General features: G+C 60.6%; 21 protein-coding genes and 1 pseudogene. 10 read left to right on the top strand and 12 right to left on the bottom strand.

All coding sequences use genetic code 11. The features are described 5' to 3' along the window. Positions 1 to 960: pseudogene (gene dusA / locus LB568_RS09195) on the bottom strand (tRNA dihydrouridine(20/20a) synthase DusA); the annotation flags it as partial. Between the two features lie 115 nt (positions 961 to 1,075). Between dusA and LB568_RS09190 the strand changes: the two are divergent. Further along, a complete protein-coding gene (locus LB568_RS09190; RefSeq protein WP_224729924.1) occupies positions 1,076 to 2,137 on the top strand; it encodes a site-specific integrase in 1,062 nt (353 codons plus the stop codon). Positions 2,138 to 2,597: 460 nt separating this feature from the next. Here LB568_RS09190 and LB568_RS09185 read toward each other — a convergent pair whose 3' ends face one another. Then, a complete protein-coding gene (locus LB568_RS09185; RefSeq protein ID WP_224729923.1) occupies positions 2,598 to 3,203 on the bottom strand; it encodes a hypothetical protein in 606 nt (201 codons plus the stop codon). Between the two features lie 163 nt (positions 3,204 to 3,366). On the opposite strand from LB568_RS09185, the gene LB568_RS09180 reads away from it, so the two are divergent. Beyond that, the gene (locus LB568_RS09180) at positions 3,367 to 3,582 is read left to right on the top strand and encodes a helix-turn-helix domain-containing protein (RefSeq protein ID WP_224729936.1); all 216 of its coding nucleotides are present in this window, start codon (positions 3,367 to 3,369) and stop codon (positions 3,580 to 3,582) included. Positions 3,583 to 3,658: 76 nt separating this feature from the next. Here the strand turns inward: LB568_RS09180 and LB568_RS09175 are convergent, their stop codons facing one another. After that, positions 3,659 to 3,856, bottom strand: coding sequence for a helix-turn-helix transcriptional regulator (locus LB568_RS09175; RefSeq protein ID WP_224729922.1), 198 nt, complete (start codon positions 3,854 to 3,856; stop codon positions 3,659 to 3,661). Between the two features lie 129 nt (positions 3,857 to 3,985). Further along, positions 3,986 to 7,033 carry a Ti-type conjugative transfer relaxase TraA gene (traA, locus tag LB568_RS09170; protein WP_224729921.1) on the bottom strand — a complete coding sequence of 1,016 codons (3,048 nt, stop codon included), beginning with the start codon at positions 7,031 to 7,033 and terminating at the stop codon, positions 3,986 to 3,988. 172 nt (positions 7,034 to 7,205) lie between these two features. On the opposite strand from traA, the gene LB568_RS09165 reads away from it, so the two are divergent. Together LB568_RS09165 and LB568_RS09160 are read left to right on the top strand one after the other, a co-directional pair. Beyond that, positions 7,206 to 7,532 (top strand): conjugal transfer protein TraD, encoded by a 327-nt coding sequence (locus LB568_RS09165; protein WP_224729920.1) that lies wholly within the window; start codon positions 7,206 to 7,208, stop codon positions 7,530 to 7,532. 1 nt (position 7,533) lies between these two features. Continuing rightward, positions 7,534 to 7,776 carry a conjugal transfer protein TraD gene (locus LB568_RS09160; RefSeq protein WP_224729919.1) on the top strand — a complete coding sequence of 81 codons (243 nt, stop codon included), beginning with the start codon at positions 7,534 to 7,536 and terminating at the stop codon, positions 7,774 to 7,776. A 281-nt stretch (positions 7,777 to 8,057) separates the two neighbouring features. Here LB568_RS09160 and LB568_RS09155 read toward each other — a convergent pair whose 3' ends face one another. From LB568_RS09155 to LB568_RS09130, 6 genes are all read right to left on the bottom strand, one after another. Next, complete coding sequence (locus tag LB568_RS09155) at positions 8,058 to 10,103, bottom strand: acyltransferase family protein (protein ID WP_224729918.1); 2,046 nt, start codon at positions 10,101 to 10,103, stop codon at positions 8,058 to 8,060. A gap of 870 nt (positions 10,104 to 10,973) precedes the next feature. Further along, positions 10,974 to 11,498, bottom strand: coding sequence for a DUF488 domain-containing protein (locus tag LB568_RS09150; RefSeq protein WP_224729917.1), 525 nt, complete (start codon positions 11,496 to 11,498; stop codon positions 10,974 to 10,976). A gap of 333 nt (positions 11,499 to 11,831) precedes the next feature. Beyond that, the gene (locus tag LB568_RS09145; protein WP_224729935.1) at positions 11,832 to 13,850 is read right to left on the bottom strand and encodes a hydantoinase/oxoprolinase N-terminal domain-containing protein; all 2,019 of its coding nucleotides are present in this window, start codon (positions 13,848 to 13,850) and stop codon (positions 11,832 to 11,834) included. 5 nt (positions 13,851 to 13,855) lie between these two features. Further along, positions 13,856 to 14,194, bottom strand: coding sequence for a ferredoxin FdxA (gene fdxA, locus LB568_RS09140; RefSeq protein ID WP_224729916.1), 339 nt, complete (start codon positions 14,192 to 14,194; stop codon positions 13,856 to 13,858). Positions 14,195 to 14,204: 10 nt separating this feature from the next. Then, the gene (locus LB568_RS09135) at positions 14,205 to 14,897 is read right to left on the bottom strand and encodes a CBS domain-containing protein (protein ID WP_224729915.1); all 693 of its coding nucleotides are present in this window, start codon (positions 14,895 to 14,897) and stop codon (positions 14,205 to 14,207) included. Positions 14,898 to 14,908: 11 nt separating this feature from the next. Then, a complete protein-coding gene (locus LB568_RS09130; RefSeq protein ID WP_224729914.1) occupies positions 14,909 to 15,427 on the bottom strand; it encodes a hypothetical protein in 519 nt (172 codons plus the stop codon). A gap of 387 nt (positions 15,428 to 15,814) precedes the next feature. Here LB568_RS09130 and LB568_RS09125 point away from each other — a divergent pair, with 387 nt between their 5' ends. The 4 genes from LB568_RS09125 (at position 15,815) to LB568_RS09110 (ending at position 17,825) form a co-directional block, all read left to right on the top strand. Then, positions 15,815 to 16,036, top strand: coding sequence for an XRE family transcriptional regulator (locus LB568_RS09125; RefSeq protein WP_224729913.1), 222 nt, complete (start codon positions 15,815 to 15,817; stop codon positions 16,034 to 16,036). 90 nt (positions 16,037 to 16,126) lie between these two features. Continuing rightward, positions 16,127 to 16,333 (top strand): hypothetical protein, encoded by a 207-nt coding sequence (locus LB568_RS09120; RefSeq protein ID WP_224729912.1) that lies wholly within the window; start codon positions 16,127 to 16,129, stop codon positions 16,331 to 16,333. Between the two features lie 302 nt (positions 16,334 to 16,635). Further along, a complete protein-coding gene (rnk, locus tag LB568_RS09115; RefSeq protein WP_224729911.1) occupies positions 16,636 to 17,100 on the top strand; it encodes a nucleoside diphosphate kinase regulator in 465 nt (154 codons plus the stop codon). Positions 17,101 to 17,261: 161 nt separating this feature from the next. Further along, positions 17,262 to 17,825 (top strand): nucleoside-diphosphate kinase, encoded by a 564-nt coding sequence (locus tag LB568_RS09110; RefSeq protein WP_224729910.1) that lies wholly within the window; start codon positions 17,262 to 17,264, stop codon positions 17,823 to 17,825. Positions 17,826 to 17,833: 8 nt separating this feature from the next. On the opposite strand, the gene LB568_RS09105 is transcribed toward LB568_RS09110, so the two are convergent. Further along, the gene (locus LB568_RS09105) at positions 17,834 to 18,379 is read right to left on the bottom strand and encodes a DUF488 family protein (protein WP_224729909.1); all 546 of its coding nucleotides are present in this window, start codon (positions 18,377 to 18,379) and stop codon (positions 17,834 to 17,836) included. Positions 18,380 to 18,441: 62 nt separating this feature from the next. Continuing rightward, a complete protein-coding gene (locus LB568_RS33665) occupies positions 18,442 to 19,287 on the bottom strand; it encodes a LysR family transcriptional regulator (protein WP_224729908.1) in 846 nt (281 codons plus the stop codon). A gap of 118 nt (positions 19,288 to 19,405) precedes the next feature. Here LB568_RS33665 and LB568_RS09095 point away from each other — a divergent pair, with 118 nt between their 5' ends. Continuing rightward, positions 19,406 to 20,068 (top strand): 5-formyltetrahydrofolate cyclo-ligase, encoded by a 663-nt coding sequence (locus tag LB568_RS09095; protein WP_224729934.1) that lies wholly within the window; start codon positions 19,406 to 19,408, stop codon positions 20,066 to 20,068. Between the two features lie 103 nt (positions 20,069 to 20,171). Further along, positions 20,172 to 21,767: a cytochrome c oxidase subunit I gene (gene ctaD / locus LB568_RS09090; RefSeq protein ID WP_224729907.1), complete on the top strand. Its 1,596-nt coding sequence runs from the start codon at positions 20,172 to 20,174 to the stop codon at positions 21,765 to 21,767. Positions 21,768 to 21,820: the final 53 nt, after the last annotated feature.

Below are 21,820 nucleotides of genomic sequence, written 5' to 3'. Positions count from 1 at the left end.
CCCCCACGCCCGCTCCCCCCCCCCGGCCCGGCGGCGGGCCCGGGTCGCGTCCGTCGACAGTATCTGGCGGTAGCGGCGCGCGCCGGGCAGTCCGTGGAACAGCCCGACCATGTGGCGGGTGACATGGCCAAGCCGCCCACCCTGTTCGATATGGCGCGCCGCATAGTCCGCCATCGCATCGATCAGGGCGGCGAAATCGAATGCCGCTGGCTCAGTGCCGTAGAACGCGGCATCGACGCCAGCCAGAATACCTGGTGTGTGGTAGGCGGCGCGGCCAAGCATGGCGCCGTCGACATGATCGAGATGCCCGCGCGCTTCGTCAAGCGACTGAATTCCGCCATTGATACCAATGAATTTGTTCGGTTTTCCGGCCTTCAGCCGATAGACCCTGTTGTAGTCGAGCGGCGGGATGTCGCGGTTTTCCTTCGGGCTCAACCCTTCCAGCCAGGCCTTGCGCGCATGCACCCACAAGGCGTCGGTGCCGGCTTCGAAAACCCCGTTCGCCAGCGCATCGAGCGCCGGTTCGGGATCCTGTTCGTCGACGCCGATGCGGCATTTCACGGTGACGGGGATCTTCACCGTCGCTTTCATGGCCGCGACGCAGTCGGCGACAAGGTCGGGCACTTTCATCAGACAGGCGCCGAACGTGCCCGACTGGACGCGGTCCGACGGACAGCCGACATTGAGATTGATCTCGTCATAGCCGAACGCTTCGCCAATGCGCGCCGCCTCGGCAAGTTTCGCGGGGTCGGAGCCGCCGAGCTGGAGGGCGACCGGATGTTCCGCCTGATCGAAGCCAAGCAGCCGATCGCGCGCGCCCTGGATGACCGCATCGGCCACCACCATCTCGGTGTAGAGCAGCGCACGGGTCGTCAGCTGGCGATGGAAGAAGCGGCAATGCCGGTCCGTCCAGTCCATCATCGGGGCCAAAGCGAGTCTATGCTCTTGATATTTCAGCATTTTTTCTTTAACATCAATTTGTTAGTCGCCATCGCCGCTACGCCACCTTACGCCAGAATACGACCCTTTTCGCCACGTTTCGATCTCTCAGTGCACACGGAGCGCACACGAAAAAATGGCCACCTATACAAAACTCTCATCCGGTTCCTGGCGCGTCCAAGTCCGTCGCAAAGGTCGCTACGTCAGCGAGACTTTCCTGCGCCGAGACGACGCCCGGCGTTGGGCCACCGAAACCGAGCGCCAGGTCGATCGAGGTGAGACGCCGACCAAGTCCCGCATAGCGCGCCTCAAAACCTTCGGCGAACTGATAGACCTTCATATCGACGACATGTGCGATGTAGGCAAGTCCCCTCGCCGCTCCAAGGCCGCGGCCCTCGATATGCTCCGACGGCATTTGGGGAAGTGCAACCTAGCAGCGCTCGATCGCGAGCGGCTCATTCGTTTTGGTCGTGACCGCGCCGACCAAGGTGCCGGACCGATGACCCTCGGTATCGACATCGGCTTTATAAAACTTGTTCTTACCCACGCCGCTGCGGTCCACGGCCTGCCCGTCAAGGTCGAACCAGTTGATTTCGCGCGTGTCGCCCTAACGAGGCTCGGTCTCGTTGGCAAAGGCCAACAGCGAGATAGACGACCGACACAGGATGAACTCGACAAGCTTATCGCTCACTTCGAGGCAAACCCTCGCCAGATTGCACCGATTAGCCTGATCATTCGATTCGCTATCGCAACCGCGATGCGCCAGGAAGAGATCTGCAAGGTGCGTTGGTCCGATTTGGAATCTCGCACGCGGATGCTCCTTGTCCGCGACAGGAAGGACCCTCGAAACAAGAACGGTAACAACCAGCGCATACCGCTGTTCGCAGCCACTGGCTATGATGCGTGGGCCATTGTTGAAGAGCGGCTGACAAAGCGCAGCAATGACGACGATCGAATCTTCCCGTTCAACCATCGGTCAATTGGAACTGCCTTCCGTCGAGGATGTGCTGACCTGGGAATCCTCGATCTTCATTTTCACGACTTGCGGCACGAAGGAACGAGCCGCCTTTTTGAAGCTGGGTTCACAATCGAACAGGTAGCGCTGGTCACGGGGCACAAGGACTGGAAGATGTTGCGGCGCTATACGCACCTCAAGCCGGAAATGCTCCACACTATCCACGCGGCGAAGGCTGCATAGTTAGCGGGAGTACGCCTTCTTAGGCTTAGGTTGCGGTCGAAGTATTTCATCGCCCCTGGATGCTGACACGGCGCACTCTGCAGAAGTTGATCAATACCGCTGCAGCTCACGTGCCAGGCGACCACGAGATCATGACCCCAGCGGCCAGGGTGAAGGCGGCACCACGATGCTGCTGCCAAAGTCGATCGGCCGTTCGGCTTCACGAAAGCTAGCATCGCGAAGACCTGCGACATGCAAAGAGACGCGCGCCATCAATCGTGCAATGGCATGCCTCAGCGTGCGCGTCGGTCATGCGCGCCCACTTGACGAGGTTGGACGGCGTGGTGATTTCGCCACAGCGTATACTACGAGCTCGTTGCTCGGCGTGGCCAAGCTTTTTTCCCACCTGCTCCAATCCGCAGCATTCTCGGGGAGTGATGCCGTAGCCTAGAGGCCCGCGTCATATGCGGCTACGGGAGGTTCACAAAACAGGACCATTCCGTTGGGATTCCTCGTACGAAAGCGCCGTCACGAGCTTGATGGCTTCGTTCCAATATCTCTCCACGTCAGCACGGGTAGCGGTGCGGTCCGATCGATAGGCTGGCAGATCGCCCGCAAGTGCCTTGAGGTCGCGCAATACGGACGCAATGTGCGGCCATGGAAAATCCGTCGGATCGCCGATGTCCCGGTCGGCACCAACAATCATGTCCAGTTTCGCGATGATCCCAGCGAGCGACAGAGCAGCAACACTGGGGATAGCATCTTGAAATTTGAGTGCCTCGGTCATGGCAAACACCTCTGCCTCTCGAGCCACCGCATATTCGGCGCTCTCCTCCGACGCGGCCACCGACATCCGCCAAGACGCGGATTCGCCTGAGGTCACTACCGGAATTCCGGTATTGGCCATCATTCGTGCCTCCAAACGCTGCTGCACCCGACACAACAGCAACGAAGCATATCGAGCTTTTTGCCACTCGCTCCAAAGGCCTGACGCCGGGTCCATTGCTTGCCGTTCGGGAACGTTCTGCTTATCCCCTTGCGGGCCGATGACGAAAGGCAAAGTCATGGTATTGTCGGAATCAGCCATGATCCGAGCTCCAGACAGCTTTGGCGTGGTCAGGCTAGGCATGGTGCGTCAACACTGCGTCTAGCCGCACCCCCGACAACAGGCCAAGGGTATCCACTGATACCTTTGGATCATAGCGCAATGATCTAAAGGGATCAAACAGAAATTGGTGACAGCAGCACAAATGCGCGCGGCCCGAGCCTTGATCGGCATATCACAATCGGAGCTTGCCAAGCGGGCTGGCGTTTCTATTCCTACTGTAAAACGCTGTGAGAGCGACAGCGAGCGCGTCGCGGCGGTATCTGCTGAAACCCAGGACAAAATCCGTGCCGTTCTTGAGGCAGAGGGCGTGGAGTTCACTAACGGCAATCATCCGGGCGTTAGATTGCGGCGAGCCTGACCGACAACGCAGCGGGAATGAAGTTCATCCCAGAGAACGGCGGCGGCCCTGGCGTTCGGTTCGCTCGCAGTCAGAGCTAACGCTCTCTTCGCCATGCAACTGGATCGTCAACCCATCGACTTACATCCGATTCACGCCAGCCCGCCCCGTTGATGCTTACCTTGATCTGAGCGGGGAACGTGCCCTCGGCGATCTTGCGATAGACGGTCGAGCGGGACAAACCGGTCCGGTCAAGGACGGTTCTGAGGCGTATGATACGATCTGGCTCGGGCATAGCTCGCCTGCTTCTCACTGGTTTTTGCTGATTTCTGCTGGGACAGACAGGACGAACCCCATGCCGGAGGCAATCAGGTTTGTCGCCTCAGCCGACTGCGGAGTGGAAACGGCGGCAAATCGGCAGGCCTTAGATTCCAATCCCCCGCCCCTTACCGATGCCATGGCTAAAGGCGAGTTCCGCGCCCAGGCGACGGCCCGTCTCCACGTTGATCCCAAGGTCGCGCTTCCGGTTGGCAAGCAGGGATTCAAGCTGCGGATCGCGTTCAAGGCTCTTGGCCATATCGGACATGGCCAAGCGCGTTGACTTGTAGCCCGACATGTCGCCGGCCAGATATTGCTCCCTTCCGGTACGGTCGAGCTTTTGCCAACGTTCCACGAACCGGTCGGCGCGACCGCCGGGATCGAGGTCCATCCCAGTGCGAATTTCCGTTTCAAGCTGGAGAGCAAGCACGATGCGGCTGATGCGGCCGGCGCTCGCTTCACGAACCAGCTCGGGGTTCTTGACGTAGGCCGCTTCGGCATCGAGCCAGCCATGCGGCCGCACCTTCTCGAAAGCGCTACGGGCATCCCTCAACTCGCGCATCTGCTCGGGACTGCCCTGCCCGTCCGCATGTCCCGTACTGAGGATCGCGTCGATAGCGCGCGCGTGACGAACAAGCGCTTGGGTGCGTGCTCGGCGCATCTCTGCTTCGGGGTTCCCCGGCTGATTCGTGTCGCGCGGCACTCCCCCGGCAGAAGAATCCCTTTCCGGTGTCCGGCCTGCATCTCCGAGCCGCACCCCAACGCTCTCCCTTCCCGGCCCAGGTCCACGTTCCTGCGTGGGCTCGCCGTCTGCGGGCGATCGCAACCCGTCCAGCAGTCCGCCGATCCTGTCGCGCAGCTTCTCCGGAACGATCCGGCGCGCGATCTCGACCACGCGCTGTCGGAACGTGATGCCCCGCCGCTCGGCATAGCTCTGCGCCGGGTCTACCTGCTCGTAATCCGACGCCATGTCCTTGGCGCGGTCCCGTGACAGCGTCCGGTGCAGCCGTTCGCGGGTCGCGAAGTCATCGCTGCCGTAATGCAGATCCATCCCATCTCGATGCCGCGACAGGGCGACGTAGCTGCCATGTGCATCCATGCCCGGCGTGGCGAGCACATGGGTCCGGTCGACAGTCATGCCCTGAGCCTTGTGAATGGTCGCGGCATAGCCGTGGTCGATGTGCGCGTAGTCTTTCAGGTCGAAGCGAACCGATCTGTCGTCATCAGTGCGCACGGTCATGCTCTGTGTGCTGAGCTCCTCCACGATGCCAAGCGTGCCGTTCTTGACGCCAAGCCCGCGCTCGTTGCGAAGGAACATGACCCGGTCGCCGCTGGCGAAGTTTCTTGCACCGCGTTCCACATTCACCTGGACATCGTCGCCGAGTTCTCCGGCAGCGCGCATGCGCTCGCGCGCTGCCTGGTTCATGGCGCGTACTTCGTCGTTTGTGTGGGTGAGGATGATCCGGCTCGCCTCTGGATGCGCCCGCCTGTCGCGGTCCCAGCGCTCGACGAGTTCACCTCGAGCTTCGTCGCGCGTTGCAGCCTGATGCACCATGCCTTGCGCGTCGTAGGCGCTGATTGCGGCGCCGATCCTGCCGGTTGCCAGATCGCGCGTGGCGTCGCGCTGCCAGTCCTCGCGCTGCCGGCGCACCTGACCGATTTCGACACCGCCGTGTCGCTCATGGATGGAACGGAATGCAGCGCCCGCTTCGATTGCCTGCAACTGTTGCGGATCGCCGACCAGCACGACCTTTGCGCCAACGTCCGCCGCACGGGAGAGCACGCGCTCCAACTGGCGCGTGCCGACCATGCCGGCCTCATCGATCACCAGGACATCGCGCGTGGTGAGAAGATCCCTGCCCTGCCCCCAGCTATGCTCCAGACTGGCGATGGTGCGTGACGGGATGCCTGATCCGCCTTCCAGATTCTCGGCGGCAATGCCGGACAGTGCCGCGCCTCGAACCTCGTAGCCCGCGGCTGCCCATGCCTGGCGCGCGACACCCAGCATGGCGCTCTTACCCGTTCCGGCAAAGCCGACGACGACACCAAGACCGTGACCATCGGCGATATGCGCAAGCGCATCGGTCTGCTCACGTGACAGGACAAGACCGCGTTGCGCAGCTCGCGCCAGTGCTGCCTCGCGATGTGCGTCACTCACCGCGTGTCGCTCGTCCAGATCGATACGCTCAGCCGCGCGGTGAAGGCGCTGTTCGGTCTCGATCATCTGCCCGGTGGTGAAACGGTCTTCGCCGCGCCGGTCCTTGCCGAGTTCGACCAGATCGGGTGCGTTGGTGATGGCTGCCACCACCGCGTTGAACTGCTCCACTCCATCGCTGTGCCGATGCGAGAACTTGGCAATGTCTTTTCGGGTGAAGGTCGATTGCTGATGGGTGATGGCGTCCAGCGCGAGGTTAGGATCGGCAATGATGCGCGCGCCATTGTTGCGCGCGATCTCGCGATGCAGTTCGGCGCGATCTGCTTCCCTGTCGCCAGCAGCAAGGCCATTGCCCTCGATGCGTTGCGCCGGCGCACCAATCTGCGTTTGCGGCTCCAGGGCAATGCCCTGCGCTTCCAGACTGCGGTGATCGATGCGGGCGTCGATGTCGAGTTCGGCCAGACGCTCATTGGCCAGTTCCGCCCATCGCTCGCGCCAGCGCTCGACCATCTGGGTAGCATTCCAGTCTCGAACCTTCGCCCCAAAACCATTCTCGTCCACGGACCGCATCGTGAGCATGACATGAGCGTGCGGCTTGGGACTGCCATCCTCCGCCCTGTCCCAATGGACATTGAGATCAGCGACCATGCCCTTGCTGACAAACTCGACTTGTACAAAGTCGCGCGCCAGTTCGATGCCTTGCGCCTGGCTGAGTTCACGCGGCAGGGCGAACTCGACTTCGCGGGCCAACTGCGCATCCTTGCGCACCTCGAACGCCTCGACATCGTTCCACAGCCGTTCGCGGTCGCGCCAGGCTTCGGGTGCATCCTCCGGCAGCATCACCTCGGAATGGACGACACCGCGCTTGGCCGAGAAGTCCTGAACACGATCGATCCGCTCGTCGCGCAGCCGCGAAGCCGAGCGGTAGGCGGCTGACGCCACCGCGCTTGAGCCTGCCTTGCGGCCAATGACCTTGACGTGAAGATGATAGATCGCCATCGCGCCCAGATCATTTGCACGGCAAAGCCTACGTCGGCACGACGTATAAGCGCGCCCTCCCTCGAAAAATTCTCGGGATGGACCAGCCCGTCCCGGGCTGTCTCGGCAACCCTGAAGCCTTCCGGCAAGCGCTCGCCTATCATTGCCACATCGACAATCGATGGAGACTGCCATGCGCAAACCACGAGACTTCGACGCCGAACTGAAGGCGCTGGAAGACAAAGCGCGAGACCTTAAAACGCGGAAGGTGCAGCAGCTGGGCGAACTGGTGATCGCCACCGGCGCCGATCAGCTCAGCACAGACGAACTGGCCGGCGCACTGGTCGCAATTGCCGAGACGAAAGACACCGCAAAGCGTGAGGCATGGGCCAAGCGTGGGGCGATGTTTTTCGCGAGCAGGTCCCGGGGAACTGCTCCGGGGTCTGAGCGGAACCTTCGTAGCGCTCCAGCACAACCGGGCAGCCCGCAATCGACTGCGAGCGGCTCTGGCTCGGCATGATATGCGCATGTGGCAGGTCGCGCGACGCCAACGCACACGGCAGCTCATCGAACTCGGTGGGCTCGTCGTCAAAGCAGGCATCGTCGAGCTCACCAATGACGATCGCGCTATCATCTACGGCGCGCTGCTTTGGATCGCCGCCAAACTGCAGGGCGATGAAGGCGAGCAAGCACAACGATTATGGACTGCAAAGGGTCGGCAGGCGTTCGATGCTGAACGGCATGGTGAGCCGAAGGCCCGGTAAACGAAGCGGTGTCTCGCGCAAATGGCGGGCGGCGCGAAGCACCAAAAGGCGTAGCGCCGCCCGCCTTGCACCAGCGGCCAGGCCGAGAAAGTAGCGGCCACTTCCACTGGGTCGGGCTCCAGACTGGCGTCCCGTTAAACGTCCAATTCCAAGGCCGATCAGCAGCCTCGGACTCCCAAATTAGCGCGGCCAATCATTTTGCATAATGCTTGGCACACACTCTTTCGTTGAATTTCAGTTCTGCGTCCGACATAGTTGCATTTGGGGGGACGATGCAACTTTCATGGATCAGAAGTTGCAGCCTCGATCTCTGACACGAAGTCCTCCACCAGAAGCGAATTGGCATAGGCCGTCACATGATCGCCGTCGAAGAACAACGGGTGTCCATTCCTGAATGCAGAACATGTAACTTGCGGGCAGAGGGTAGGCAAAGGGTCCCAGACGTGAATGTTCGGCAGAGCCGCTGATATCTCGGCGTAGCCCTGCAAAATTGGTGACCGAAGTTTTTCTATTAACTTTCGATCGATGTCGAATCCATTGGCACAGGACGGGTTCATTGAATTGAACCAATCACTGCATCGAAAGGCCGCGGCCCTGAAGATTGGCTTTGGGCCTTCGAAAACAATCGACAGTCCCGCCTTTGAGAGGTGGGTAAGTTGTTCGATAGCGTTCTTGACGGTCTGTTCCCTCTGCTGCTCGCTGGTCTCAGCGTTACCTTCGGGGCCCGAACCCTCCTGAAAACTAAGTCGGGCCAGTCGGAGCGAGGGCAGGAACAGCAGGTCGCGACGCTTGGCAATCTTGGCGACGTAGGCCGCGCTGGCACTCGTGGCATGAGCACACCTTGGCGCAGTATCTTGGGCGAGGTTGAAGCTGATAAACGGGCAACCGGCGGTCCACACCACCACCGTTCGGATGCCGGTTTCGAGCGTGAAGCGCTCCAGCATAGGAATGTAGGCTCCCGCGTGAGAATCGCCCAGCACGAACAAGGTCTCGCTGCGCCCTTCGCCCGGGCAGCCACGTTTGGTGAAGAACTGCGCTTCTTCCACAGTTTCCGTGACGACGGCACAACCAGGAGATTGGGGAGAGGTGTCTGGTGAGGTTGCATACCATTCGCCTCGATTCCTCATGACCGTGCTCAAGGCGATTTCATATCGATTGTCGCGCATCAATTTGAAGCCGAAAAACGCGGCAGCGATGACAACTAAAAAGAGGGCAACAACGGCCATATCGGGGACGATTCTCAGAATCCGCAATCGACGCGTCGGTGTTTCGATCCAGAAATACGAGCCGAGGCTGAACGCCACCGCGATCAGCAACGCTGCCAATTTTGTGGCGGTGGATTCGATGCCTATCGTCCATCTTGCGATCACGAAGACAGGCCAATGCCACAGGTAGAGCGAATATGAGATCCAGCCGACGAACCTGACCGGCCTTGTTTCCAACACCGCAAAGTGTGGCGCACGATCACTTCCCAGATGGTAGAGGCATCCGATCAAGATAGTTGTGCAGGCAACTGCAGCGATATTCTCAAGCCCATGGGAACCCTTGCCAAAGTCGAGCGCGAATGTTGCCACGAGGCCTATCAGGGCGATCGTGGCAGCAAGATTGCAATGCCTCTCAAGGCCCGTCCGTCCTCCTATTCGGCTGACAAGTTGCAAGCACAATATGCCGCATGCCAACTGCCAAAAGCGGGCATAGGGCATGTAGAAGGCGTGAAGCGGATTTGCAGCCAGAAGATGAAGCCATGTCGCCATCGAGACGACGGCAAGCGCACCATAAACAAACGCCGAGAATCGCTTCCCGCGCGGTCCCATAACCCAAGGGAAAAACAGCAGCGGGAAAACAACGTAGAATTGTTCCTCAACCCCAAGAGACCACGTGTGAGCGAATGGGTTAAACTCGGTCACGGGTGAAAAATAGTCGGTTCCCTTGGCCAGGGAGATGTTGCTCAGGCCGACGAAGGCGGAAGAGGCGGTTTTGCTGATTGATGTGCTGAGCCAGGCGTCCGGAACGAACAGAAAGGTGGCGAGCGCACTGAACAGCAAGCACACCAACAGGGCCGGCATGATTCTTGTGAATCGGCGTGCATAGAATTCCAATACAAAATGAAAAGCGGACTGGCCCCGGTAGCGCCTCGACACCGTATAGCTGACGACGAAACCAGAAATGACGAAGAAAACATCAACTCCCAAAAAACCATTGGGGAGGCGGTCGCCATACAGATGATAGAATACTACCGATAGGATCGCGATGGCCCGGAGCCCGTCAAGAAAAGCTAGGTAGTCCTTCGACGAGCGTTCCGAGGTCGAACCAAAATTATCGGCCATTGGGCAAAACACGCATTCTTGTAGTGAAAATCGGACAACGTCCTGGTTCAGACCAATCCGGCCTCCAGTTAACGCCCATCAGCCTTAGCTTGCGGGCAATTACAGTATGTACCGATCATCGGAAAGGCCGAACACAGGATTTGTTTCGGTCGAAGGCGCTGTGAGTCCGATCCACGGTTCTCGGCTGCAACCGAATGTCGCCATCGATGCCCGCCTGACGGGCGCCGCCTTGCGCGCCGCATCGAGCGTAGATCCCCACCGCCGGACTGCGTTCACCATTCCGATCGCGGCTCCCAATATCGCGGCTGAACTGGTTTTGTTGTCCAAGCAGCCGTTGGGCAGGTAAAGCGGCTGAGCGGTTGCGGCGCACTTCGGAGGCTTACGAGCAAGTCGAATGTCCTCGCTTGCTGCCAACGAGACTTACCGGCAGCTTCTCACCAGCCACGGTCTGGCCGGCTCGATGGGTCGCAAGGGCAAATGGTTGGCCGAGGGGCTCCAGGACGGTTCGCTGGGTTTTTGCGGCGAGGAAAGTGCAGGAGCAACGTTCATGCGCCGCAACGGGCCGTCAGGACAACCGACAAGGGTGGCATCGTTCCGGCGTTATTGTCGGCAGATCATGGCGAAGTTGGGCAAGGATCCAGGCGAGGTCTATCGCGACCTGACGAACGATTTGGGCGAGCCGGTTGCCGACCGTATCCGGCCATCGCGACCCCGGCACAAAAGGACAAGCTGTCGAAGCTTTCACCCAAGCAGATCACGTCGAAGACCTTGGCCGAAGAGCCGATCAAGTCGGTGCTCAGCCGGGCACCCGGCAGCAATGCCGAAATCGAACAGCCTCAAGGTGGCCACGGCTGGTTTGCCGCGCGCCCGTCAGGCACCGAAGATATATACAAGATTTCCGGAGAGAGTTTTCGGGGCCAGGATCACCTGCACGCCATCCTGGCCCAGGCGCAGACGATCGTCGACCATGCGCTCGGGGCAACCAACGAAAACTGAACCGGCCGCACCTGCGAATTTCCCGAGGAGATGCTCCCCGGAATAAACGATCTTTCCACCCGCGCGCACTACAGCGCCGGGCGTCAGGCTGGCCTCCTCGACATGACCCGCCCCCAGGATGTGCATGACGCGTTCGCCTACTCCGAGCAGGTAGTCGGCAATGATGCGGCGGTGGCAGCGCCGCCAGACGGCTTCCGGGCACATGATTGCGCAGCGATGCTCACTGCCAAGCTCTCGCAGTTGCGCCAGGCCTTTGGCGAACGGCTCCATCAGTGCATAGTCGGCGCGTTCGAAACCATCGGATGCGGCTGGCGAGGATTGGTTCCCGACTGGCACGACACCCAGGAGGAAGGGTACCATCCGTGGCGAACCACGGGAACTTTTCGAAAAGCGCTGCATCCAATTTCATGTCTGGCGCATGGTCGACGCACGCCGTCAGGATGGTGAAGGAGAACCAAGATGGCATCGAAACAGCCCGCGGAAACCGACCCTGACCTCGCTGTTGGTGTGTTCACCGTGGCAATCGCAATAATGCCTATGCCGCCGGTCAGCTGGTCCTGGTACGCGTCGGCGACCATTTGCTGGCGGTCGATGGCACATGCACCCACTGCAAAGTCCCGCTGGCGTGCGGAGTATTGATTGGCACCAGGGCCTATATCGGTCTTCGGGTCGGCGAAGGGCTCCAGCCTGCGTAACGTTCCGGCCGTGGCCACAGGGCGGCCCCGATCCAGGTCAGGACGCGATCCGCGGCCGCCCGGTGGCTGTCGCGACGACGATGGCTTCGACGAAACTGCGCTCGCCTTCGATTGTGGCGACTCTTATGTCCCGTGCGATTTCGATCCGCGCCTGATCGGTCCCGGCGCGCGCGGCAAGATCTGCCGCCAGGACACGAATGTGGGCCTCGGCGGCAGCCATCGCCTCGTCCTCGGTCTCATAGTCGTCCAGCCGCAGGCCGGAATTGAGACGGAAAAGCCCGATCTCCGGCTGGCTGACGCGGGCTTCCGCCGACATCCGTACCTGCCCGACCACCGCGCCTAGCGCATTGGCGACGTCGGCATGTTCGGCGATCTTGCACACATTGCCGATGATCGGCGGCAGCCGCGCGTAGTGAAGCGATGCCGAAGCGCCGAGGCCGATCACTGGCCGGTCGAGTGCGATCGACAGCTGCGCCATGCCGTCTCCTCGCTCTACCGCACGCTGAACCAGCGGATTGGAAACAGAGACGCCGCCATCCAGCCCGTCCTCGGCAAAGACTGTTTCAAGAATGGCTTCTGCAGAACGCCGGGTGACGGCGATGAGGACCATCTCGGAAAATGCTTCCGCTCCTTTGGCGACACGATGCCCCTGGCCGTCGCGCTTGCGTGCGAACAATTCGGCGCCCAGTCGAGCCGCGACAGGATCCCAGTTGTCCTGCCGACCGAGCACATGGGCCGCATCGGATGGCGTGAAGCCCGTGATATGCACCAGACCGCGCGCGACGAGGCGATTGAGTGTCGCGACCTGTGACGTCGATGCGAGCAGCCGATCAAGGGCTGCGGGAATTGCCGAAATGTCAGCATAGAGCCGTGCCTCGGTAACTGTCAGGCCCGCAGCCAGACGCTCGGGCACGCCTGTGCGCAATGCAAAGCGGCCGTCCAGCCGGCTGGTGTTAGGGCTGAGCAATTGCCGCTTGAGTCCTTTGGATATGACATCACCGTGCTTCACCGCGGCCAGCGCCAGCGGCACGAGCCGACGGGGGCCGAGAACGATCGTCGACGTCAGCGACCTCTCATGGAGCGAGACTTCCGAATCTCCCCCGAGGCCAAAGGTGCGCATGGCGACGGCTTCCACCATGGTTCGCATTCCGCCGACGGTAGCGCCTTCCGGGTCGAGCCGCAGGCGACCGCCGTCCAGAACGGCGATGTCGGTGGTGGTGCCGCCGATGTCGGACACCACTGCGTCATCGATTCCGGTCATGTACCGGGCTCCAACCAGGCTTGCCGCTGGTCCTGACAGGATGGTCTCGATCGGCCGGGCGCGGGCGAATTCAGCGGTGACAAGCGCGCCGTCGCCGCGCACGACCATGAGCGGAGCGACGATCCCGCGTCTTTTCAGAAAGCCCTCGGTGGCGTCGACAAGACGATCAATCATCGAGATCAACCGAGCGTTGAGAAGCGTGGTCAGCGCCCGTCGCGGGCCGCCGAGTTTCGACGACAGCTCATGCGAACAGGTCACCGGAAGCCCGGTACGCTCGCGAATGACGTCACGTACCGCGACCTCATGCTCGGGATTGCGAACCGCAAAATAGGAGGCCACGGCGATGCCTGAGACCGTGTCGGCGAGAGACGGCAGCGCAGCCACGAGAGCGTCCAGCACCAGCTGACGCGGATCGCCATGGACGTCATGTCCGCCCGGACAAAAGATCACGGGATCGGAGCCGAGAGCCTTTGACAATCCGTTCCGGTCAAGGTCGGCTTCGGCGAAACCGATCATCACCAGCGCGACACGTCCGCCCTGCCCTTCGACGAGGGCGTTGGTTGCGAGCGTGGTCGACATGGAGACGAGCTTGATCGCGCCGGGTTCGATGGCAGCCTCGGATAAAACAGCGTCGACGGCACCGGCGATGCCCTCGGCAAGATCGTGCCGTGTGGTCAGCGATTTGGCCTTGGCCACGATGCCTGTAGATTCTGACCACAGCACGGCATCGGTGTACGTGCCGCCGGTGTCGATACCCAGATAAAGTGGCGACTGCTGGTGCGCATATGCGTTCATTTTGATCAGTCGCCCAGCCCAGGTTCCGGCGAGAAATATTTCGCGATCTTGTCTGCTTGGCCGTCGAACGCCTTGGCGTCGGCGGGTGGATCGCGCTTGATCGCAATATTGGGCCACACAGACGCGTACTCCGCATTCAGCGCGAGCCAATCGTCGAGACCAGGCACGGTATCGGGAAAAATGGCTTTCGCCGGGCATTCAGGCTCGCAGACGCCGCAGTCGATGCATTCGTCGGGGTGGATGACGAGCATGTTCTCGCCCTCGTAGAAACAGTCCACAGGACAGACTTCCACGCAGTCCATGTATTTGCATCTGATGCAATTGTCAGTGACCACAAACGTCATTCCGTGGCCTTCAGACCAAGCCGTAGGTCATATCGAGGGGAATGCGATGGTCGTCGATAGCAAGCACGCCAGCGGTGTTTTCTGCCAGGACGATCGAGGCTTTCCTCTCCTGCTCCGACATGTACGTTCCCCACAGGGTGACCACGCCGTTGTTCACGCTCACCTCCGAAGTCGAGGGCCACGATTCGGATCGCAAGGCGTCGACAATCTCCATCCTGATGCTGCTGTCGTCGTGCAAGGCCGGAGCGCGCCAGCCTTTCCTGGCAACGACCAGTGCTCGCACCAGATTGGCGCGACTGACGATCCCCACCACCTTTCCGTCGCGAACCACCGGAACTCGCTTGATCCGATTGTGTTCAAGCAAGGTTGCGATCTCGGCGACTGGCGTGCTCTCGACCACTGTCGCAACCTGCCGTGTCATGACGTCGGTCACATGTTCGGAATGAGACTTGACGTAGCCTTCCGCCTGAGCCGTGTTGTTGGTGAACAAATGAAGCCACCAGGAACGAGCTTGCGGCACCGTGCCGATCTCCGCCCGGCGGATCAGGTCCCCTTCGCTAACGATGCCCAGCAGCGCACCTCGGTCAATCACTGGCACGGCGCTGATCCCGTGCGACAAGAGAATATCGGCGACCTCATCCACCGTGCTGTCAGGCCCGACCGCGATGACAGGCGACGTCATGACATCCTTGGCGATCAGCATTTCGTTCTCCTTCACCTGTCTGCGTGTTGAAGAACCGACGGCAAGGTGCCGGAGCCCTGCCCGTTGACAGAATGGAGGTGGATCGCGCGATAGAACTCCCTTGCATGAAAAGCATAGGCTTCCAGATCGGCCGGATCGCCATCGAACAGCCCCATGTCCTCGGCTTTCCGGAAGAACCAGGGAGCGGGCAGACCGGGCTCGAGCGCCTTCACGGCAACAGCCGCAAGCAATGGCTGGCCTTCGCCTGCATCGTCGTCCATCAGCTGTTCGAGCACGTCTCGGATCACGCCTGTTGCGCCCGAACCGACCATGCTCTCGGCCAGACTTGCATACGTGATCGGCAGCCGGGCCTGTGCTTGCATGAGCAGCTCCTCACGCAGCCGCGTTTTGAGAGCATTGGCATCCGTGGGCGCGATCAGGATGCGGGAACCTGCGTCGAGGCGGTTGGCCGATGTCAATGGACCGACTGTATGAAGCTGAACGTCCGAGCCGGAAACCGTTCTACCGATATCTTCAAAAGCGTTCGTCATCGCCGCCGAGCCTGGGTACCTTCGCGCGACATCGCCAAGTCGTCCTGGCGTTGGGACCTGCTGCTGGCACCCGATCCTGTCAAAATTTGCTGCCGAAGCCTGCCTCATCCTTACATGCAAGACAAACGAAATTTATTGCCGCTTCAGCACAAGTATTTTGCATCGTCAATTTCGCTTTCAAGGCGTGGCGTTGCCCTTCCCTTTTCGGATTCGATATGCATTTTGGATGAAACCGCCGCGCCCGGATCGCCTTTGGCTTTGAACAGGCGGTGATTTCGCTCCCGAACGCAGTCCGGCAGGAGATTTATGATGATCACTGGTGCTCAATGCCGTGCGGCGCGCGCGCTGGTCGAATGGACCCGTGAAAAGCTCGCAAGCAATTCAGGCGTGGACGCGCTGATCATCGAAGAATTCGAGCGCCGGATCAGCCTTCCCGCCGAGGATGTCTGCGACACGCTGCAAACCACGCTTGAAAACGCCGGCGCCGTTTTCATCGCCGAGAACGGCGGCGGTGTCGGCGTGCGCCTGAAACTCAACCGCTCGGAAGTCAAGCGGATCGGTATTCTGGAGAACGAGGGCGGCATCGTCGGAACAGATGCCGTTCCATAGACTCAGGTTTGCGGGATTGATGAATGTCACAGCCGTCGCTGGATAATTTAATCCCGCATTGGCTGACCGGGTGCAATCAAGGAAAGCGTCATGAAGGTTGTATGGGGTGACCTCACAGAGGAGGAACAAACAGCGCTTAAGCGCATGAATCGCGGACCCTACCCGGCTCTATCGAAAGCGTTGGCCGAACGCCTCGTCTTCCTCGGGCTGGCGGAAGAGAGACCGCTCGGAACCGGCATAAACAGGGTTGGAAGAGAACTGGTGATAAACACATTGCTCGGCGTTCGCCTCAAATAGCCCAAGACTGACGCCGCTGAGGCGGCTGCCTTGACTTCCCAGATTGCTTCCCCAACTATGGTCCTATGAACGCCGCCGCTAAAATTCTTTGCGATTTTCTTTTCCGGGTTTGCCCCATCGCGGGATCGTAACCCCCGGCTCGGCTGCCATGTGCCCCGAGCCGAGGGGCATCCTTCCATCGACTTGGATAATCCGCGGGGCTGAACGTCCCTTGGCTATTGCGGCTTCAAGCAAAAAACTCCCCGAGTTTTGGCCACTTCCGCCACCTGATGACGGCTGGCACAAAAATTATGAGCATTCAAATGCAAGACAACAAGAAAACCCGGCGCAAGCCGAACATCCGCATCTCTCAGTCGGATCATGCACGTTTGTCGGCCCTCGCGAACACCGTTGCCGCCCGGAATCCGGAGGCGGCAGATGAGTTGCTCGCCGAACTTGAGCGCGCGCGCATCGTCGCCGATGACTGGGTCTCTGCCGGCACCGTCCGGATGGGTTCGACTGTGACCTTCAAGCCCGACACCGGCGATCGGAAAACGGTCACGCTGGTTTTCCCTGGCGATGCGGACATCTCCGAAGGCAAGGTGTCGATCCTCACGCCGATTGGCACAGCCCTGATCGGCCTCTCGGCTGGACAGTCGATCATGTGGACCGCCCGGGATGGGCGCCGGCACGAATTGTTGGTGCTTGACGTGACCCAGCTCGCTCCGGAAGGCGATGGTGCCGATCAGCGCGCGCCAGCGTCTTCGACAATCGCTGCGGGCGTCTAGACATGGGCGTCTCCATCCGTCTCCTCAATCACGCGGGCAGCCTCATCGCGGGAGTGTGGCCCCTGCGCCGGCCTATCCTGGCCCGGCACAGGGGTAGCATTCCATACCCGATCAATTGCTTGACGCCGGATCCTCTTTCACGGATCGGCCGGAGACGTACAATGCCTGCTATCGATGGCTGTCAACTGACGACCAAGGACTACACGATTCTCGAAGTGATGCGGGAACGCCACCCTACCCGCGACGGAACCTTCTCAACTATTCTCCAACGGAAGATTTCGAGCGCATTCGTGATGTTTCGGGAAGACATCCCGGCAAACGTCGTGACACTCAGCAGCCGCGTGGCTTATCGGGTGAACGACGGCCCTGCCGAAACCCGCATCGTCGCCCATGACCAGATGCGCGGTCTGGTTGGCATGCTGTTGCCTATCACCAATCCGCGCGGGCTGGCGCTGCTCGGTCTGGCCGAGGGTCAGTCCATGTCCATTCCGACCTCGGACGGCAGCCTTGAAACGCTGACCGTACATGAAGTGGTCTATCTGCCAGAAGCCGCAAGGCGGGAGAGACTAAAGCTGGCGGGGGTTGCCGAGCCGGGGCCGTGGCGGCCGGGCGGGCCGCGTCTGCGCGTCGTCCATCGTTCCGGTGAACCGCACAACGAAGGTCAGAACAAGGTTGCGGCGGCATTCGATGCCGGGTTCGACGACCCGGGTCCGTCGGCCGCCTGAGAGCTCGACTACCCCGAAGGCTGTGAAGGCGGATAGACAAGCGTCCCGTCGGGCCTTGCCTTCACGCCGCCGGTGAGTTTCGCCAGCTCGACCTTGTCATCGCCCATCAGATGAAAGACCGTCTCGCCGCGGCTGATCAGGTAGTCCGCGACGATCCTCCTGTGACAGCGCCACCAGAGCGCCTCCGAGCACATGACGGCGCACCGTCGCTGCCTGCCGAGGAATACTAGCCGGTCCAAGCCGCGATGAAACTCCGCTGACAGCGCGTAGTCGGCATAGTTGTGAAAACTCTGGTTGATCCAGAATGCGTTGAGCGTCGCTGGAATTTCGCGCGCCTTGCCGCGCAAGCCACCAAGCTCGGCAATATGCTCATATCCCACGCCGAACGCCGCCAGGCTTTCCGGAAACGCGTCGCTGTTGAACTGCGGGTTCGCCCTTGATCGCCTGACGGTCCTGATATCGACCACCAAAGCGATTTCTCCAACCCGTAGCAGAGCAACGAATTCGGCAATTGACCTGGTCGAGTGGCCGATGGTGTAAAATGGATAAGGCATGTTCGGTCAATCCGTGGCGATCCATCCCCTTCCAGCGACGTGGCTTCGCCTGGGAGGAACGATCATTTCACAACTTGCTTCAGGCCGCGTAGCGCCTCCTGCACGTCGGCTCGCGCCTCGCTTGCTTCCGGATAGACGGCATAAGCCGGGTAGGTGAATTCCGGCGCGCCCTCCACGACCTCGAGTTGCCCCGCCTCGATGTGAGGAGCCGCGGCGCCCCTGCGAAAATAACCCATTCCGCCAGCGCGCAGAATGTAGTTTAGACCCAGCGGCCCGAGGCCGACCAGCAATCCGGGTTCCCCGAACGCGGTCGAACTTGCGTCGTGCTGAGCCGCAAACAGCGGCCCCCAGTCGACATAGACGTAGTCCTTGGAGCCGCCGGGTTCCCCGTCTCTGTCCGTGGTGCGGACCAGGACGAGCTGCTCCTCGACGAGAAGCTCTACTCTGAAGCCCGGGAGCAGCTTCGGCGCATAGAGAACAGCAATGTCCAGAACGCCGGTCCTGAGCTGATCGAGGAGCTGATCCGGCACGCCGACCTGGGCTTGGATGGCGATTTCCGGCCTGGCCTTCTTCATCCAGACCAGCCAATCGAGCAGCAGCGGGTTCCACAGGCTGAGCTCTCCGCCCAGCGCCACGACGCTTATCCGTCCCGATGGGATGGCGAGCTGGTGTCGAGCGCGTTCCCAGATCTGCACGAAGGACTGGGCGAAGCGCTCGAACTCCCGACCCGCCGGCGTCAGTTGCGCGCCGTTGCGGTTACGGATGAAGAGCTGACGTCCGAGCTCCTCCTCCAGCGTGCGGATTCGCGCGCTTACCGTGGTTTGCGTGACGTGGAGCCGATCGGCAGCTTTCAGAAAGCTGCCGGAATGGACGATTTCAAGGAAAGTGCGCGCTCTATCGATGTCCACCGGCCGCTCCTATGAACGCAATAATTTTGCACTGGTACAGCATTTAATTCCGTTTGCCTTCCTGTTTCCTGCGGAGCAGGGTTTCACCAAAGTGTGGCGCGCGGATACGGAGCTACCGATGGCCGAAAAGAGATACCCCGACGCTGAAATCCACGAATACGCATCTCCGCCCTGCTACGCGCGCGAGCTGTCGCCCGAGTATGGCGGGCATTCGGAGACTGCAGAATCCTGGAGCGAAATCTTGCGCTGGCGAAAGGCAGAGCGGCAGAGATTGATCGAGGAGCGCCTCGCCATCGATGTCGATGAGAAGAAGGCCAGGTCGGACCGCATCGCTTCGAGCCTCGATCTTGCCATCGGCAAGGTCAGCGGTCGCATCGTCAGCGGCTATTGGCCGTTCCGCGGCGAGCCCGACCTTCGCAACTGGTCGATCAAGATCATCGAACGCGGCGGCAGGATAGCGCTTCCCGTTGTCATCAGGAAAGGCTGGCCGCTTGAGTTCCGGTCCTGGCGGCCGGGTGATCCGCTCGAGCGCGGCGTTTGGAACATCCTGGTTCCGTCACGCGGGCCTTCGGTCCTGCCGGATATAGTGATCGCTCCGGTGGTCGGCTTCGACGGAGCGAATTACCGCCTAGGATATGGTGGCGGCTTCTTCGACAGAACGCTCGCGGCTATGCAGAGGCGGCCGCTGGTTATCGGAGTGGGCTACACGGGAAGCCGGCTCCGAACGATCCATCCGCAGCCTCACGACATTCCGATGGACGTAATCGTCACGGACGCTTGAAACACGAAGCAGGCAGCGCCTGGTTCTCCGGTTGCGACGGCGACTGAACGTCGCCCATCGTGGAAACCATCCTGCATGCCTGAATAAACGGCAGGAGAGCACAATGTCGAACCCAGCAACAACGTTCGGCGACCACAAGCCCCGTTTCTTCGCCAGGTGGCTGTGGTCCACGAACCATAAGGACATCGGGACGCTTTATCTGGTGTTCTCGATCATGACAGGGGTCTTCGGCACCGCGCTTTCCCTGTTGATTCGCATGGAACTGCAGGAGCCGGGACTGCAGATATTCGGCGATCCAGCAGTCTACAACGTCGTCGTCAGCGCCCATGGGCTGGTCATGATCTTTTTCGTCCTCATGCCGGCCCTGATCGGCGGTTTCGGCAACTGGATGGTGCCGATCATGATCGGCGCGCCCGACATGGCGTTTCCGCGACTGAACAATATCTCGTTCTGGCTTCTGGTGATGGCGTTCATCCTCTTCATCACCTCGATGTTCGTTCCAGGAGCGCCCGGCACCCTCGGCCACGGCGGTGGCTGGACGCTCTATCCGCCGCTCTCGACCTCCGGCCAGCCCGGCCCTGCAGTCGACCTCGTCATTCTTTCGATCCATCTTGCGGGCGCTTCCTCAATCCTCGGCGCCATCAACTTCATCACCACAATCTTCAACATGCGCGCGCCTGGAATGACGATGCACAAGATGCCTCTGTTCGCTTGGTCGATGCTGGTCACCGCATTCATGCTTCTCATGTCGCTGCCGGTGCTCGCTGGCGCGATCACGATGCTGCTCACGGACCGCAACTTTGGCACGACTTTCTTCATCCCCGACGGCGGCGGTGATCCGATCCTTTACCAGCATCTGTTCTGGTTCTTCGGTCATCCCGAAGTCTACATCATGATTCTTCCCGGCTTTGGCATCATCAGCCATGTCATCTCGACCTTCGCCAAGAAGCCGATCTTCGGCTATATCGGCATGGCTTACGCCATGGTGGCAATCGGGGCTATCGGCTTTGTGGTGTGGGCACATCATATGTATACGACCGGGCTGTCGGTCGACACTCAGCGCTACTTCGCCTTCGCTTCGATGGTCATTGCCGTTCCGACTGGCGTGAAAGTGTTTTCGTGGCTGGCCACTATGTGGGGAGGATCGATCGAGTTCAAGACTCCGATGCTCTGGGCTATCGGCTTCGTCCTCCTCTTCACCATCGGCGGCGTCACCGGCATCATGGTCGCCAGCCCCGGGATCGACCGCTCGTTGCACGACACCTATTTCGTGATCGCCCACTTCCACTATGTGCTGTCCTTGGGAGCCGTCTTCGCCATCTTCGCAGGCTTCTACTACTGGTTCCCGAAGATGACCGGCTACATGTACAATGAAAGGATGGGCAAGCTGCATTTCTGGCTGATGTTCGTCGGCGTGAACCTCGTCTTCTTCCCGCAGCATTTTCTCGGCATGGCCGGCATGCCGAGACGCTATGCTGACTACCCCGATGCTTTCGCCGGCTGGAATTTCGTGTCGTCGATCGGGGCTTACATTTCAACTGCCGGACTTATCGTCTTCTTCATCACGGTGGCGGAAGCTTTCAGTCGCAGACGCCAGGCCACTGCCAATCCATGGGGCGAAGGCGCGACCACGCTCGAATGGCAACTGCCGTCGCCACCGCCCTTCCATCAGTGGGAGAAGCTGCCGCGCATTACCTAATCGTCGCTCTGTTGGAGATCGGTGCCAGCTGTCGCTTCGACATATCGTCGGGA

The sequence above is a fragment of the Mesorhizobium sp. B263B2A genome, assembly GCF_020165775.1.
Taxonomy (GTDB): Bacteria; Pseudomonadota; Alphaproteobacteria; order Rhizobiales; family Rhizobiaceae; genus Mesorhizobium; species Mesorhizobium opportunistum.
This window is presented reverse-complemented; position numbering and strand designations above follow the sequence as displayed.